The sequence below is a fragment of the Ramlibacter ginsenosidimutans genome, from assembly GCF_016654015.1.
Classification (GTDB): domain Bacteria; phylum Pseudomonadota; class Gammaproteobacteria; order Burkholderiales; family Burkholderiaceae_C; genus Ramlibacter; species Ramlibacter ginsenosidimutans.
The window spans coordinates 343,897-356,822 of record NZ_JAEPWM010000004.1 but is presented as its reverse complement, the minus strand read 5'-3'; the positions used below and the strand labels follow the sequence as shown (position 1 = coordinate 356,822).

General features: G+C 67.7%; 13 protein-coding genes and 1 tRNA gene. 6 read left to right on the top strand and 8 right to left on the bottom strand.

The features are described 5' to 3' along the window. The 6 genes from coaE to JJB11_RS12820 all read right to left on the bottom strand — a co-directional run bounded on the left by coaE (position 1) and on the right by JJB11_RS12820 (position 5,726). Positions 1–603, bottom strand: coding sequence for a dephospho-CoA kinase (gene coaE / locus JJB11_RS12845; RefSeq protein WP_201171468.1), 603 nt, complete (start codon positions 601–603; stop codon positions 1–3). An 8-nt stretch (positions 604–611) separates the two neighbouring features. Next, positions 612–1,484, bottom strand: a complete 873-nt coding sequence (locus JJB11_RS12840; RefSeq protein ID WP_201171466.1) for a prepilin peptidase — start codon at positions 1,482–1,484, stop codon at positions 612–614. Continuing rightward, positions 1,484–2,692 (bottom strand): type II secretion system F family protein, encoded by a 1,209-nt coding sequence (locus JJB11_RS12835; RefSeq protein ID WP_201171464.1) that lies wholly within the window; start codon positions 2,690–2,692, stop codon positions 1,484–1,486. Before JJB11_RS12835 ends, JJB11_RS12840 begins: the two co-directional genes overlap by 1 nt. 13 nt (positions 2,693–2,705) lie before the next feature. Further along, a complete protein-coding gene (gene pilB / locus JJB11_RS12830; protein WP_201171462.1) occupies positions 2,706–4,439 on the bottom strand; it encodes a type IV-A pilus assembly ATPase PilB in 1,734 nt (577 codons plus the stop codon). Between the two features lie 251 nt (positions 4,440–4,690). Beyond that, positions 4,691–4,767, bottom strand: a tRNA-Pro gene (locus JJB11_RS12825). 29 nt (positions 4,768–4,796) lie between these two features. After that, positions 4,797–5,726, bottom strand: coding sequence for a polyprenyl synthetase family protein (locus JJB11_RS12820; protein WP_201171676.1), 930 nt, complete (start codon positions 5,724–5,726; stop codon positions 4,797–4,799). Positions 5,727–5,986: 260 nt separating this feature from the next. Here JJB11_RS12820 and rplU point away from each other — a divergent pair, with 260 nt between their 5' ends. From rplU to proB, 4 genes are all read left to right on the top strand, one after another. Continuing rightward, positions 5,987–6,301: a 50S ribosomal protein L21 gene (gene rplU / locus JJB11_RS12815; protein WP_201171460.1), complete on the top strand. Its 315-nt coding sequence runs from the start codon at positions 5,987–5,989 to the stop codon at positions 6,299–6,301. Between the two features lie 12 nt (positions 6,302–6,313). Beyond that, positions 6,314–6,574, top strand: a complete 261-nt coding sequence (rpmA, locus tag JJB11_RS12810; protein ID WP_201171458.1) for a 50S ribosomal protein L27 — start codon at positions 6,314–6,316, stop codon at positions 6,572–6,574. A gap of 101 nt (positions 6,575–6,675) precedes the next feature. Further along, positions 6,676–7,752, top strand: a complete 1,077-nt coding sequence (gene cgtA / locus JJB11_RS12805) for an Obg family GTPase CgtA (protein WP_201171455.1) — start codon at positions 6,676–6,678, stop codon at positions 7,750–7,752. Between the two features lie 118 nt (positions 7,753–7,870). Further along, entirely contained in the window at positions 7,871–9,010 is a 1,140-nt protein-coding gene (proB, locus tag JJB11_RS12800; protein ID WP_201171453.1) for a glutamate 5-kinase, read from the top strand. A 211-nt stretch (positions 9,011–9,221) separates the two neighbouring features. Here the strand turns inward: proB and JJB11_RS12795 are convergent, their stop codons facing one another. Both JJB11_RS12795 and JJB11_RS12790 read right to left on the bottom strand, forming a co-directional pair. Next, on the bottom strand, positions 9,222–9,773 hold the full coding sequence (locus tag JJB11_RS12795) for a CNP1-like family protein (protein WP_201171451.1): 552 nt from the start codon (positions 9,771–9,773) through the stop codon (positions 9,222–9,224). Next, complete coding sequence (locus tag JJB11_RS12790; protein ID WP_201171674.1) at positions 9,763–10,416, bottom strand: RNA pyrophosphohydrolase; 654 nt, start codon at positions 10,414–10,416, stop codon at positions 9,763–9,765. The genes JJB11_RS12795 and JJB11_RS12790 overlap by 11 nt, the downstream gene beginning before the upstream one ends. Before the next feature lie 93 nt (positions 10,417–10,509). Between JJB11_RS12790 and JJB11_RS12785 the strand changes: the two genes are divergently transcribed. Next, positions 10,510–12,255, top strand: a complete 1,746-nt coding sequence (locus tag JJB11_RS12785; protein WP_201171448.1) for a proline--tRNA ligase — start codon at positions 10,510–10,512, stop codon at positions 12,253–12,255. Next, positions 12,252–12,923, top strand: coding sequence for a lytic transglycosylase domain-containing protein (locus tag JJB11_RS12780; protein ID WP_201171446.1), 672 nt, complete (start codon positions 12,252–12,254; stop codon positions 12,921–12,923). The genes JJB11_RS12785 and JJB11_RS12780 overlap by 4 nt, the downstream gene beginning before the upstream one ends. The last annotated feature ends 3 nt before the right edge of the window (positions 12,924–12,926 follow it).

Here is a 12,926-nt window from a genome sequence, read left to right as displayed (position 1 = left end):
TCATAGCCCGAAGCTCCGCGCCGCCTGTTCCACTTCGTACCGCAGTGCTTCCAGCGTGAGTCCCTCGTTGCAGATCACCAGGTCGGCCGCGGCGAGCCGCAGCGCGCGCGGCGCCTGCGCCGCGATGATCGCGCGGACCTCGTCCGGAGCCAGGCCGCTGCGCGCCACCACGCGAGCCACCTGCGTCTCGGGCGAGCAGTCGACGACCAGCACGCGGTCGACCTGCTGGCGCCAGCGGCCCGACTCCACCAGCAAGGGGATGTCGAAGACGATGCAGCGCGCGCCGGCCGCCAGCGCCGCGTCCACCTGGCGCGCGACTTCCTCGCCCACCAGCGGATGGATGATCTGCTCCAGTTCGCGCCGCGCCTCCGGATGGGCATAGGCGCGTTGGCGCATGCGGGCCCGGTCCAGCGCGCCGTCGGCAGTGACGAACTCCGGGCCGAAGCGCGCGCGGATCGCGACTATCGCCGCGCCGCCCGAGGCCGTCGTTGCACGCGAGATCGCGTCGGCATCGATGGCCGCGGCGCCCAACGCCTGCAGCATCGCCAGCACGGTGCTCTTGCCGCTGCCGATGCCGCCGGTGAGGCCGATGCGCGCGGCCATGCGCTGCCTCAGTGTGCGCCGAAGGGGAAGGCGAAGGGCAGCAGGGCCGGCATGGCGGCCGGGCTGAGCGCCAGCGCCAGCAGGCCTGCACCCGCCAGGTAGGGGCCGAAGGGCATGGGGATGTCCTTGTTGGCCAGCTTGCCCACGAACAGCAGCAGGATGCCGATCGCCGCGCCGACGATGGATGACAGCAGGATGATCGCCACCAGGTAGGGCGCGCCTAGCCAGGCGCCGAGCGCGGCCAACAACTTGAAGTCCCCGTAGCCCATGCCTTCCTTGCCGGTGGCCAGCTTGAACAGCTGGAAGATGAGCCAGAACACGCCGTAGCCGAGCGCCGCGCCCCACACCGCGGAGGCGAGCGGCACGGTCCAGCCTGCCGCGGAGGCGAGCAGGCCGAGCCACAGCAAGGTGTAGTTCAGGTCGTCGGGCAGGATCTGCGTGTCCATGTCGATCAGGAACAGGCAGATCAGCAGGGCGGCGAAGGCGGCCCACGCGGCGGCCTGCAGGCCCAGGCCCCAGCGCTCGCCGCACAGGAAGAAGAAGGCCGCCGTCACGACCTCCACGACCGGGTAGCGCACGCTGATGCGCGCCTTGCACTGCGAGCAGCGCCCGCGCAGGGCGAGCCAGCTCACCACGGGGATGTTCTCGTACCAGCGGATCTGGTGGCCGCAATGCGGGCAGCGCGAGCGCGGCGCCACCAGGTTGAACACGGGCTCCGCTTCCTCCTTCGCGGGCTGGCCGGTGAAGTCCGCGCATTCGGCGGCCCACTGCCGCTCCAGCATCTTCGGGAAGCGATAGATGACGACGTTGAGGAAGCTTCCGATCAACAGGCCGAAGATGGCGGCGAGGATCGCCGCCTCGAGACTTGCAGGCAGCAGCATCAGACGACGGAACCGAGTTTGAAGATCGGCAGGTACATGGACACGACGATGCCGCCGATGATGGTACCCAGGATCACGATGATGATCGGCTCCATCAGGCTGGACAGGCCCGCCACCATGTCGTCGACTTCGGCTTCATAGAAGTCCGCCGCCTTGCCCAGCATGTGGTCGATGGAGCCCGACTCCTCGCCGATGGCGCACATCTGCAGCACCATCGACGGGAACACGTTGGCGTTGGTCATGGCAGCGGTCAGGCTGGTGCCGGTGGACACCTCCTGCTGGATCTTCTGCGTGGCCATGGCGTAGACGGAGTTGCCGGAGGCGCCGCCCACGGAATCGAGCGCTTCCACCAGCGGCACGCCGGCGGCGAACATGGTGGCCAGCGTGCGCGTCCAGCGGGCGATCACGGACTTGTAGACCAGGTTGCCGAACAGGGGCAGCTTGAGCATCAGCCGGTCCATGAACTGCTGGACCCGCTCGTTGCGCTTCCAGGCCTGCATGAAGAAGTACAGCGTGCCGCCGATGCCGCCGAAGATCAGCCACCACCACTTGACGAAGATTTCGGACACGGCGATCACGAACAGCGTGGGCGCGGGCAGGTCGGCGCCGAAGGAAGTGAACACCTCCTTGAAGGCCGGGATCACGAAGATCATGATCACCGACACCACGACGAAGGCCACCACCAGCACCGCGATCGGGTACATCAGCGCCGACTTGATCTTGGACTTGATCGCCTCGGTCTTCTCCATGTAGACCGCCAGCCGGTCCAGCAGGCTTTCCAGGATACCGGCGGCCTCGCCCGCTTCCACCAGGTTGCAGTAGAGGTTGTCGAAGTACATCGGGTACTTGCGGAACGCGGCCGACAGCGAGGTGCCGGTCTCGACGTCGGTGCGGATGTCGTTCAGCAGCTTGGTGACGCTGGCGTTGGCGTTGCCGCGGCCCACGATGTCGAAGGACTGCAGCAGGGGCACGCCGGCCTTCATCATGGTGGCGAGCTGGCGCGTGAAGATCGCGATGTCCTTCGGCTTGATCTTGGAGCCCGAGCGCATCCGGCGCTTCTTGATCTTCAGCGGCGACACGCCCTGGCGCCGCAGGGACGCCATGACCTGGTTCTCGCCGGCGGCGCGCGTCTCGCCCCGCACGGACTTGCCGTTGCGGTCCCGTCCCTCCCACTCGAAGACGAATTCCTTGGTTGCCGTCGCGGCCATCTGCGCTCCCCTGTTATTCGTTCGTCACGGCCAGGACTTCCTCGAGGGAAGTCATGCCCTGCCTGACCTTGTGCAGGCCGGATTCGCGCAAGCTGCGCACGCCTTCCTTGCGGGCCTGCTCGGCGATCTCCAGCGCACTGCCGTCCGCCAGGATGATGCGTTGCATGTCCTCGCTGATGGGCATCACCTGGTAGATGCCGACCCGGCCCTTGTAGCCGTTGTTGCAGGCCGAGCAGCCGACCGGCTGGTAAGGCGTCCAGCTGCCGTCGACCTGTTCTTCCTTGAAGCCCGCGTCGATCAGCGTCTCGTACGGAATGTCTATCGGCTTCTTGCACTGCCCGCACAGGCGGCGCGCCAGGCGCTGCGCCGTGATCAGGATCACCGAGGACGCGATGTTGAACGGCGCGATGCCCATGTTGCGCATCCGGGTCAGGGTCGCCGGGGCATCGTTCGTGTGCAGCGTGGACATGACCATGTGGCCGGTCTGGGCGGCCTTGATGGCAATGTCGGCGGTTTCCAGGTCGCGGATTTCGCCGACCATGATCACGTCCGGATCCTGGCGCAGGAAGGACTTCAGCGCCGCCGCGAAGGTGAGTCCCGCCTTTTCGTTCACGTTCACCTGGTTGACGCCCGGCATCCCGATTTCCGACGGGTCCTCCGCGGTGGAGATGTTCACGCCGGGCTTGTTCAGCAGGTTCAGGCAGGTGTACAGGGACACGGTCTTGCCGGAGCCGGTCGGGCCGGTGACCAGGATCATGCCGTAGGGCCGGCCGATCGCCTCCATGAGCCGTGCCTTCTCCTCGGGCTCGTAGCCCAGGGCCTCGATGCCCAGGCGCGCGCTGCTCGGATCAAGGATACGGATCACGATCTTCTCGCCGAACAGCGTGGGCAGGGTCGAGACCCGGAAGTCGATCACCCGTTCGGCGCTGACCTTCAGCTTCATCCGGCCGTCCTGGGGGATCCGCTTCTCGGAGATGTCCATGCGGGAGATCACCTTGATGCGGGAGGCCAGCTTGTCCTTGATGGCCACTGGCGGCGACGCGATCTCGCGCAACTCGCCATCGATGCGGAAGCGCACGCGGTAGGTGTGCTCGTACGGTTCGAAGTGCAGGTCCGAGGCGCGCATGCCGATCGCGTCCAGCAGCATCTTGTGCAGGAACTTGACGACCGGGGCGTCGTCGACGTCGGAGGTCGCGGCGCCGTCGTCTTCGGCGATCGTCGAGTCGATCGTCGACTCGTCGAACTCGAAGTCGTCGCCGATGATGCTGTCCATCGCCTCGGTGGCCGAAGTCCCGAGGCTCTCGACCATCTTGGTGAGCTTGTCGTACTCCGCGATGATCCAGTCCACGCCCATCTGCGTGGCGAACTTGATCTTTTCGGCGGCGGACTGGTCCGACGGATCGGCCGTGGCGACGATCAGGCGGTTGTTCCGCTTGGACAGGACGACGATGCGGAAGTCCGCGCAGATCTTGCGATCGAGCAGGCCCTTGGGCAGCCGCGTCGTGTCGATTGCGTCGAGGTCCAGCACGGGCGCGCCGAAGGCGGTCCCCATGGTGTGGGCGAGATCGGCCGCCGACACCGCGCCCGAACCTGTGAGTTCAGCGATGAAGCTCGTGCGGTTGGCCTGCGCCTTGCGGTAGATCTCCTCCGCCGCCTTCTGCCCCAGCTTGCCGGCCGACACGAGCGCGCGGCCGAGGCCGGGCAGGGCGACGGCGGAGGCTTCGGTGAACGGATCGACAGCGGCCATGGAGGTAATTCAAGCAGCCGGAGGCAGCCCGGCAGGGAAAAGTCAGTGCCCGATCATCCCGAAAAGCAGAGTTGGTGTAAATGAAGGGCCTTTACGACGAGGCTCTGCGTTGGTAGGAAGTCACGTTGCCCCGAGGCGGGACCGATTTGGCAAGGGGGTTTTGTGCGATTGCGCGCCGAGCGGCACGCCAGCGCCGGTGAACGGCGCCGCAAGGAAGAACAGCACCGCGAGGGTGCTGTTCGATGGGATCCTGGTCGGGGTGAGAGGATTCGAACCTCCGGCCTCTACGTCCCGAACGTAGCGCTCTACCAGGCTAAGCTACACCCCGATGGCTGCCGCGCCGTGCCCTGAGCTGCCTCAGTTGCGCCGCGCGAGCAGCGAAGCCGCCAATTGTACCAAAGCCTGAGCGTGCTCATTCGCCGGTAGCTGTGCCGCGGCTGACATCGCGCGCTTTGCTTCGGCCGCAGCCGCGTCGTGCGCGACCTCCAGCGCCCCCGTCGCGCGCACAATCTCGACCACGTGCTCCAGTTCGGCGAGATCGCCCGTTTCCACGGCGCGCCGGATCAGCGCGCGCTGATCGTCGCTGCCGCGGCGCATCGCCGCGATCAGGGGCAGCGTGACCTTGCCTTCGCGCAGGTCGTCGCCGAGGTTCTTGCCCAGTTCCTCCGCCGTGCCCGCGTAATCGAGCACGTCGTCGATCACCTGGAACGCCGTGCCCACGGCCTGCCCGTACTCCGCGCAAGCCTGCTCCACGGCCGGCGGGGCGCCGGCCAGCACGGCGCCCAGCCGCGCGCTGGCCTCGAACAGCTTGGCCGTCTTCGAGCGGATGACCTGCACGTACGCCGCTTCGTCGAGGTTGGGGTCGTGCATGTTCATCAGCTGCATGACCTCGCCCTCGGCGATCACGTTGGTCGCGTCGGCCAGGATCTCCATGACGCGCATGTCGTGCGCATCCAGCATCATCTGGAAGGCGCGCGAATAGAGGAAGTCGCCCACCAGCACGCTGGCGGGGTTGCCGAAATGCTCGTTGGCCGTGGCCCGGCCGCGGCGCAGCGTGGACTCGTCCACCACGTCGTCATGGAGCAGCGTCGCGGTGTGGATGAACTCGACGACCGCCGCGAGATTGAAGCGCTGCTCGCCGCGAAAGCCGAGGGCGCGGCACACCAGCAGCAGCAGGGCCGGGCGCAGGCGCTTGCCGCCCGAGGAAATGATGTACCGGGACACTTGCCCCACGAGCGGCACGGTGGAGGCCAGGCGACGCGCGACGACGCCATCCACTTCGCGCATGTCGTCGGCGATCAAGGCAAGGACGGCGGTTGCACTGGGGGAAGAGTCGGTCAAGAGGGGCAATCCGCAGAGTTGCGCGGATTATAGGAAGACCCCCTGGCCCAGCCGGACCTGGCCCGGGGCTCCGTTGTCAGTGACCACCAACAATGCTATACTCGCCGGCTTTCCGGAAATCCGTCTGGAAAGAGTCGATGCTCCCCGCGCGGGGACGCTCGGACTGATGGCCCCTATCGGGGGGCCGTTCCATGTGAGGTCAAACCATGTACGCGGTCATAAAAACCGGAGGCAAGCAGTATCGTGTTGCTTCCGGCGACAAGATCAAAGTAGAACAGATTGCTGCGGACATCGGCCAGGAAATCACGATCGACCAGGTTCTCGCTGTCGGCAACGGCGGCGACCTGAAGATCGGGGTGCCCCTGGTGTCGGGTGCCACGGTGAAGGCGACGATCGTCGCGCACGGCAAGCACGAGAAGGTGCGCATCTTCAAGATGCGTCGCCGCAAGCACTACCAGAAGCACCAGGGCCACCGCCAGCAGTACACCGAACTGCAAATCGGTGACATCGCCGGCGCCTGAGGAGCACAGGAAATGGCACAGAAAAAAGGCGGCGGCTCTACGCGAAACGGGCGCGACTCCCAGCCGAAGATGCTGGGCGTGAAGGCCTTCGGCGGCGAACTGATCAGCGCCGGCTCCATCATCGTGCGCCAGCGCGGCACCAAGTTCCACCCCGGCACCAACGTCGGCGTGGGCAAGGACCACACGCTGTTCGCGCTGGTCGACGGGCACGTGAGCTTCAAGGTCAAGGGCGCCCTGAACAAGCAGACGGTCAACGTCACCCCGGCGGCTTGAGTTAACCTCATCCCGCTGACAAGAAGCCCCGACTTGTCGGGGCTTCTGCGTTTTTGCCCGCGCGGAATCGCGCTGCGGTTTGCAGAGGTATCGAGGCTCTTATGAAATTCGTGGACGAAGCATTCATCGACATCGCCGCCGGCGATGGGGGGAACGGCTGCGTCTCGTTCCGCCACGAGAAGTACAAGGAATTCGGCGGTCCCAACGGCGGCGACGGCGGCCGGGGCGGCCACGTGTGGGCCGTGGCGGACCCGAACCTCAACACCCTGGTGGACTACCGCTTCTCGCGCCGGCACGAAGCCGGTCGCGGCGAGCACGGCATGGGCTCCGACATGTTCGGCGCCATGGGTCACGACATCACGCTGAAGATGCCCGTGGGCACCATCATCACCGACGCCGAGACCGGCGAGGTGCTGTACGAGCTGCTGCAGCCGGGCGAGAAGATCCTGATCGCCAAGGGCGGCGACGGCGGCTTCGGCAACATGCGCTTCAAGAGCTCGGTGAACCGCGCGCCGCGCCAGAAGACGCCCGGCTGGCCGGGCGAGAAGAAGAGCCTGAAGCTGGAGCTGAAGGTGCTCGCCGACGTGGGGCTGCTGGGCATGCCTAATGCCGGCAAGTCCACGCTGATCGCGGCCGTGTCCAATGCGCGCCCGAAGATCGCGGACTATCCCTTCACCACGCTGCACCCGAACCTGGGGGTCGTGCGCGTCGGTCCGGAGCAGAGCTTCGTGGTCGCCGACGTGCCGGGCCTGATCGAGGGCGCGGCCGAAGGCGCGGGCCTCGGCCACCAGTTCCTGCGTCACCTTCAGCGCACGCGACTGCTGCTGCACGTCGTGGACATCGCACCCTTCGACGAAGGCGTCGACCCGGTCGCGCAGGCCAAGGCGATCGTGCAGGAGCTGAAGAAATACGACAAGGCGCTGTACGAGAAGCCGCGCTGGCTCGTGCTGAACAAGCTGGACATGGTGCCGCAGGAAGAGCGCGCCGCGCGCGTCAAGGACTTCGTGAAGCGCTTCCGGTTCAAGGGCCCGGTGTTCGAGATCTCCGCGCTCACGCGCGAAGGCTGCGAGCACCTGGTGCAGGCGATCTGGCAGCACGTGCACGCGGTGCAGGTCGCCGAGCAGCCGCACGTCGAGGTCGACCCGCGCTTCGCGGGCGGTGAAAATACCGCGCCATGAGCCGCCGGGCCGCCCCAAGGCGAATCCCGCAGCGCGCAGCGCGGAGGGGTAGTCCAGTGAGCCGCGCACGGCCGCCCCGCGGGGCGGGCGGCGTCCCGCGGTGCACGGAGGCATTCGGATGACGGAGAACAAGGACGGCGCGGTGCTGCTGCGGGAAGCGCGGCGCATCGTCGTCAAGGTGGGGTCGAGCCTGGTCACCAACGAGGGACGCGGGCTGGACGAGCACGCCATCGGCGAATGGAGCCGGCAGCTCGCCGCGCTCGCCGGCCAGGGCCGCGAAGTGATCATGGTCTCCAGCGGCGCGATCGCCGAAGGCATGAAGCGTCTCGGCTGGGTGACCCGCCCGCAGGAACTCGACAAGCTGCAGGCCGCCGCGGCCGTCGGCCAGATGGGCCTGGCGCAGATGTACGAGACCAAGCTGCGCGAACATGGCATGGGCTCGGCGCAGGTACTGCTCACGCACGCGGACCTGGCCGACCGCGAGCGCTACCTCAATGCGCGTTCGACGCTCCTGACCCTGCTGTCGCTGCGCGTCGTGCCGGTGATCAACGAGAACGACACCGTCGTCAACGACGAGATCAAGTTCGGCGACAACGACACGCTGGGCGCGCTGGTGGCCAACCTGGTGGAGGCGGACCTGCTGGTGATCCTCACCGACCAGAAGGGGCTGTACAGCGCAGACCCGCGCAAGGACCCGCAGGCGCGCTTCATCCAGCAGGCACGCGCGGGCGACGCCGCGCTGGAACAGATGGCAGGCGGCGCCGGCTCCAGCATCGGCAAGGGCGGCATGATCACCAAGGTGCTGGCGGCCCGGCGCGCTGCCGGCTCCGGCGCTTCCACCGTGATCGCCTGGGGCCGCGAGACCGACTGCCTGCTGCGGTTGGCGCAGGGCGAGATCATCGGCACGCTTCTGGTCGCTCCCGACCAGAAGAGCCAGGCACGCAAGCGCTGGATGGCGGACCACCTGCAACTGCGCGGCGCGGTGACGGTGGATGCGGGCGCGGCGGCCAAGCTGCGCGCCGAGGGCAAGAGCCTGCTGCCGATCGGCATGACGGCCGTGGAAGGCGACTTCTCGCGCGGCGAAGTGATCGCCGTGCGCGACCCGTCCGGCCAGGAGATCGCGCGGGGCCTCGCGAACTACGCGGCCGCCGAAGCGCGAATCCTGTGCCGCAGGCCTTCCGCCGACATCGAGAAGCTGCTCGGGTACATCGCCGAACCGGAGATGATCCATCGCACCAACCTGGTCGTGACGCGCTGAGGTCGTGCGCTGTCACTCGGTCGGCCGGTGGAGACGCGCGGCTGCGTGCTAGCAATTGAACGCAGAGTGCGCAAAGGTCACGCAGAGGACGCAGAGGGAAACCAGGAATCCTTCAAAGGTCTTCTCTGCGTCCTCTGCGTAACCTTTGCGTCCTCTGCGTTCTCCTGTTCCCCCGCGCACCCCACCCCATAGCCGGGCACGCTGCCAAGCTTCAGCGGTTCACGCCTCCGCCCAGGAAGCGGCGGTCGACCGGCGCCTTCAGGTCCAGCGCGATCTGCGCTGCGGATCCGTTGGGCGCGCGCTCCATGCAGGCGCCGCCGCGTGCGATCGCCATGCTGTGGCGCGTGCTCGCGACGCCGGTACGCAGTGGCTGCCAGCTGGCGTCGGTGACCGGCACCCAGCCCTGGCCCGGTGTGTAGCGCGCGTACACCTTCACCTGGCCCCCGTCGCAGCGCAGGCCTTCGTACATCGCGTTGATGGCGCCGCTGGAGCTCCTGGCGACCACCACGTAGCGCACGACGCTGTCGCTGCCGACGCTGATGGACGCCGGATCGACACCGAAGGTGAGCCTGCTGCCTTCGACCTCGATCGGGATCAGGCCCTGCGTTCGCAGCGGCGGAGGCGGCGGCGTGTCCAGTTCCTGCCACTCGGGCACGTCCGGGATGTAGGAGTTGTCGGGGGTGCCCGGCGGGGCGCCCAGTTCCGCCGCCGAAGCGGCGGTGACCGCGCCGGCCAGTGCCAGCGCCAGGACTCTACGAAGCATGCTTTCCCTTGTCGCCCGCGGGCTCGGAGCGTCCCTGCGGATTCGGTTCGAACGTCGCGCCGGGCGGCAGTTCCATGCCGGCGGCCGGCAACGGGTGATGGACGTGTTCGTGCGGACCGTGCTCGTCGCGCCCGCGCATGCCGCTGCGCAGGTAGCGATTGCGGTGGTCGTTGCGTGGCAGGAAGCGCGCGAGCTCGCGCAGCGCCATTTCGTACACGCCCCGCTTGAACTCCACCACCACGTCCAGCGGCACCCAGTAGTCGTTCCAGCGCCAGGCGTCGAACTCGGGATGGTTGGTCGCGCGCAGGTTCAGGTTGTGGTCCTGTCCCATCAGCTGCAGCAGGAACCAGATCTGCTTCTGGCCCTTGTAGTGGCCGCGGGCGTCGCGCCGGATATAGCGCTCCGGCACTTCGTAGCGGAGCCAGTCGCGGGTGCGCGCGACGATGCGGACATGCTCCGGCAGCAACCCGATTTCCTCGTGGAGTTCCCGGAACATGGCCTGTTCGGGGCTTTCGCCGCGGTCGATGCCGCCTTGCGGGAACTGCCAGCTGTGTGTCCGGATGCGTTTGCCCCAGAACACCTGGTTTTTCTGGTTGAGCAGGATAATGCCGACGTTGGGCCTGAAGCCGTCCCGGTCCAGCATAATCACACCCCAAAATCTTTGAACTGAGCCCATGATACATGGCGCCTCCCCGCGCTGGAAGGGCTCAGCAGTCGCCACTCCCCGCCCACATCGATGAGAGCCTCCCAGTTCCTGATTTCCACCCTGAAGGAAGCGCCTGCCGACGCGGAAGTGGCCAGCCACAAGCTGATGACACGCGCCGGCATGATCAAGAAGCTCGGTGCGGGCATCTACACCTACATGCCCATGGGGCTGCGCGTCATCCGCAAGGTGGAGGCGATCGTGCGCGAGGAGATGGACCGCGCCGGCGCCGTGGAGTGCACGATGCCCGTCGTCCAGCCGGCGGAGCTGTGGCAGGAGACCGGCCGCTTTGCCAGCATGGGCCCGGAGCTGCTGCGCATCCAGGACCGGCACGAGCGCGACTTCGTGGTGCAGCCCACCAGCGAGGAGGTCGTCACCGACATCGCGCGCCAGGAGCTGCGCAGCTACAAGCAGCTGCCGAAGAACCTGTACCAGGTGCAGACCAAGTTCCGCGACGAGCGCCGTCCGCGCTTCGGGCTGATGCGCGGGCGCGAGTTCATCATGAAGGACGCGTACTCGTTCGACCGGGACGTCGCGGCCGCGAAGCGAAGCTACGAAGGCATGGCGAAGGCGTACCGCCGCATCTTCGACCGCTTCGGCCTGCGCTATCGCGCGGTGGCGGCGGACAGCGGCGCCATCGGCGGCGACCTGTCCGAGGAATTCCAGGTGATCGCCGCGACCGGTGAGGACGCCATCGTCTACTGCCCGGACAGCGACTACGCCGCGAACATGGAAAAGGCCGAAGCGCTCGCGCCCAAGGGCCCGCGTCCGGCAGCCACGCAGGCCATGCGGAAGGTGCCGACGCCGGGCAAGAGCACCTGCGCGGACGTCGCCGCGCTGCTGGGCGTGCCGCTCGCGACGACGGTGAAGTCCCTCGTGCTGGCGACCGACAAGCTCGATGCGCAAGGCGCCGTCGCCGGCACGCAGCTGTGGCTGCTGCTGCTGCGGGGCGACCACGACATGAACGAGATCAAGGTCGGCAAGGTGCCGGGCCTAGCCGCCGGCTTCCGGTTCGCCACCGTCCCCGAGATCGCATCGCACTTCGGCACGCAGCCCGGCTACCTGGGCCCGATCGCGCTGAAGGAAAAGGTGAAGATCGTCGCCGATCGCGAGGTCGCGCTGATGGCCGACTGGATCTGCGGCGCCAACGAGGCGGACTACCACCTCACCGGCGTCAACTGGGGCCGCGACCTGCCCGAGCCCGACCTGGTCGCGGACCTGCGCAACGTGGTCGAGGGCGATCCCTCGCCGGACGGCAAGGGCCGGCTCGCCATCGAGCGCGGCATCGAGGTCGGCCACATCTTCTATCTCGGCACGAAATACTCGAAGCCGATGAACGCCACCTTCCTCGACGAGGACGGCAAGCCCAAGCTGTTCGAGATGGGCTGCTACGGCATCGGCATCACGCGCCTGCCCGCCGCCGCCATCGAGCAGAACCACGACGAGCGCGGCATCGTCTGGCCCGATGCCATCGCGCCGTTCACCGTGGTGCTGTGCCCGATCGGCATGGACCGCAGCGCGGACGTGAAGGCCGCCGCGGAAAAGCTGCACGACGAACTCGCGGCGGCCGGCATCGACGTGATGCTGGACGACCGCGGCGAGCGCCCGGGCGCCATGTTCGCCGACTGGGAACTGATCGGCGTGCCGCACCGCGTGGTGCTGTCCGATCGCGGGCTGAAGGAAGGGCAGGTGGAGTACCAGCATCGCCGCGACGCCGCGCCGACGAAGCTCGCCGCCGACAGCGTCGCCGCCTTCCTGAAAGAGCGGCTGGCCGCGTGATCACGCGCCGGCAGGTGCTCTTGCCGGCCGTGGCCGGTGCAGGGCTGTGGGCGGCCTGCATCCCGCCCGCGCTGGCCGGTGCCCAGGTCGAAGAGCCGCTCGCCGATGCGGTGCGCACGGCGCTCAGTTCCGCGATCTCCTCCAGCGCGCCCCCCGTGCCCGTGTTCACGGACATCGATGCGCGCCTGAGATACCTGCGCTGGCTGGGCGCGATGAGCCGCCGCCTGCAGCGCCGCACGCCCGAGTGGAACGAGCGCCGCGAATTCCTGCAGACCGTCTGGTACGAAAGCAAGCGGGCCGGACTCGAGACGGGGCTGGTGCTGGGGCTGATCCAGGTCGAGAGCAACTTCCGCAAGTTCGCCGTGAGCCCGGTGGGCGCGCGCGGCTACATGCAGGTGATGCCGTTCTGGACGCGCCTGATCGGCAACGGCGACCCGTCCTCGCTGTTCCACATGCAGACGAACCTGCGCTTCGGCTGCGTCATCCTGCGCCACTACCTCGATCGCGAGGCGGGTGACCTCTTCATGGCGCTGGGCCGCTACAACGGCAGCCGCGGGCGGCCGCAGTACCCGAACGCGGTGTTCGCGGCGACCCGGACCTGGGCCTGGAAGGAACCGGCGCCGTCCGACCCACCGCCGGCTGGGGGCATCACGCTGCCCGGCTCCTGAGCC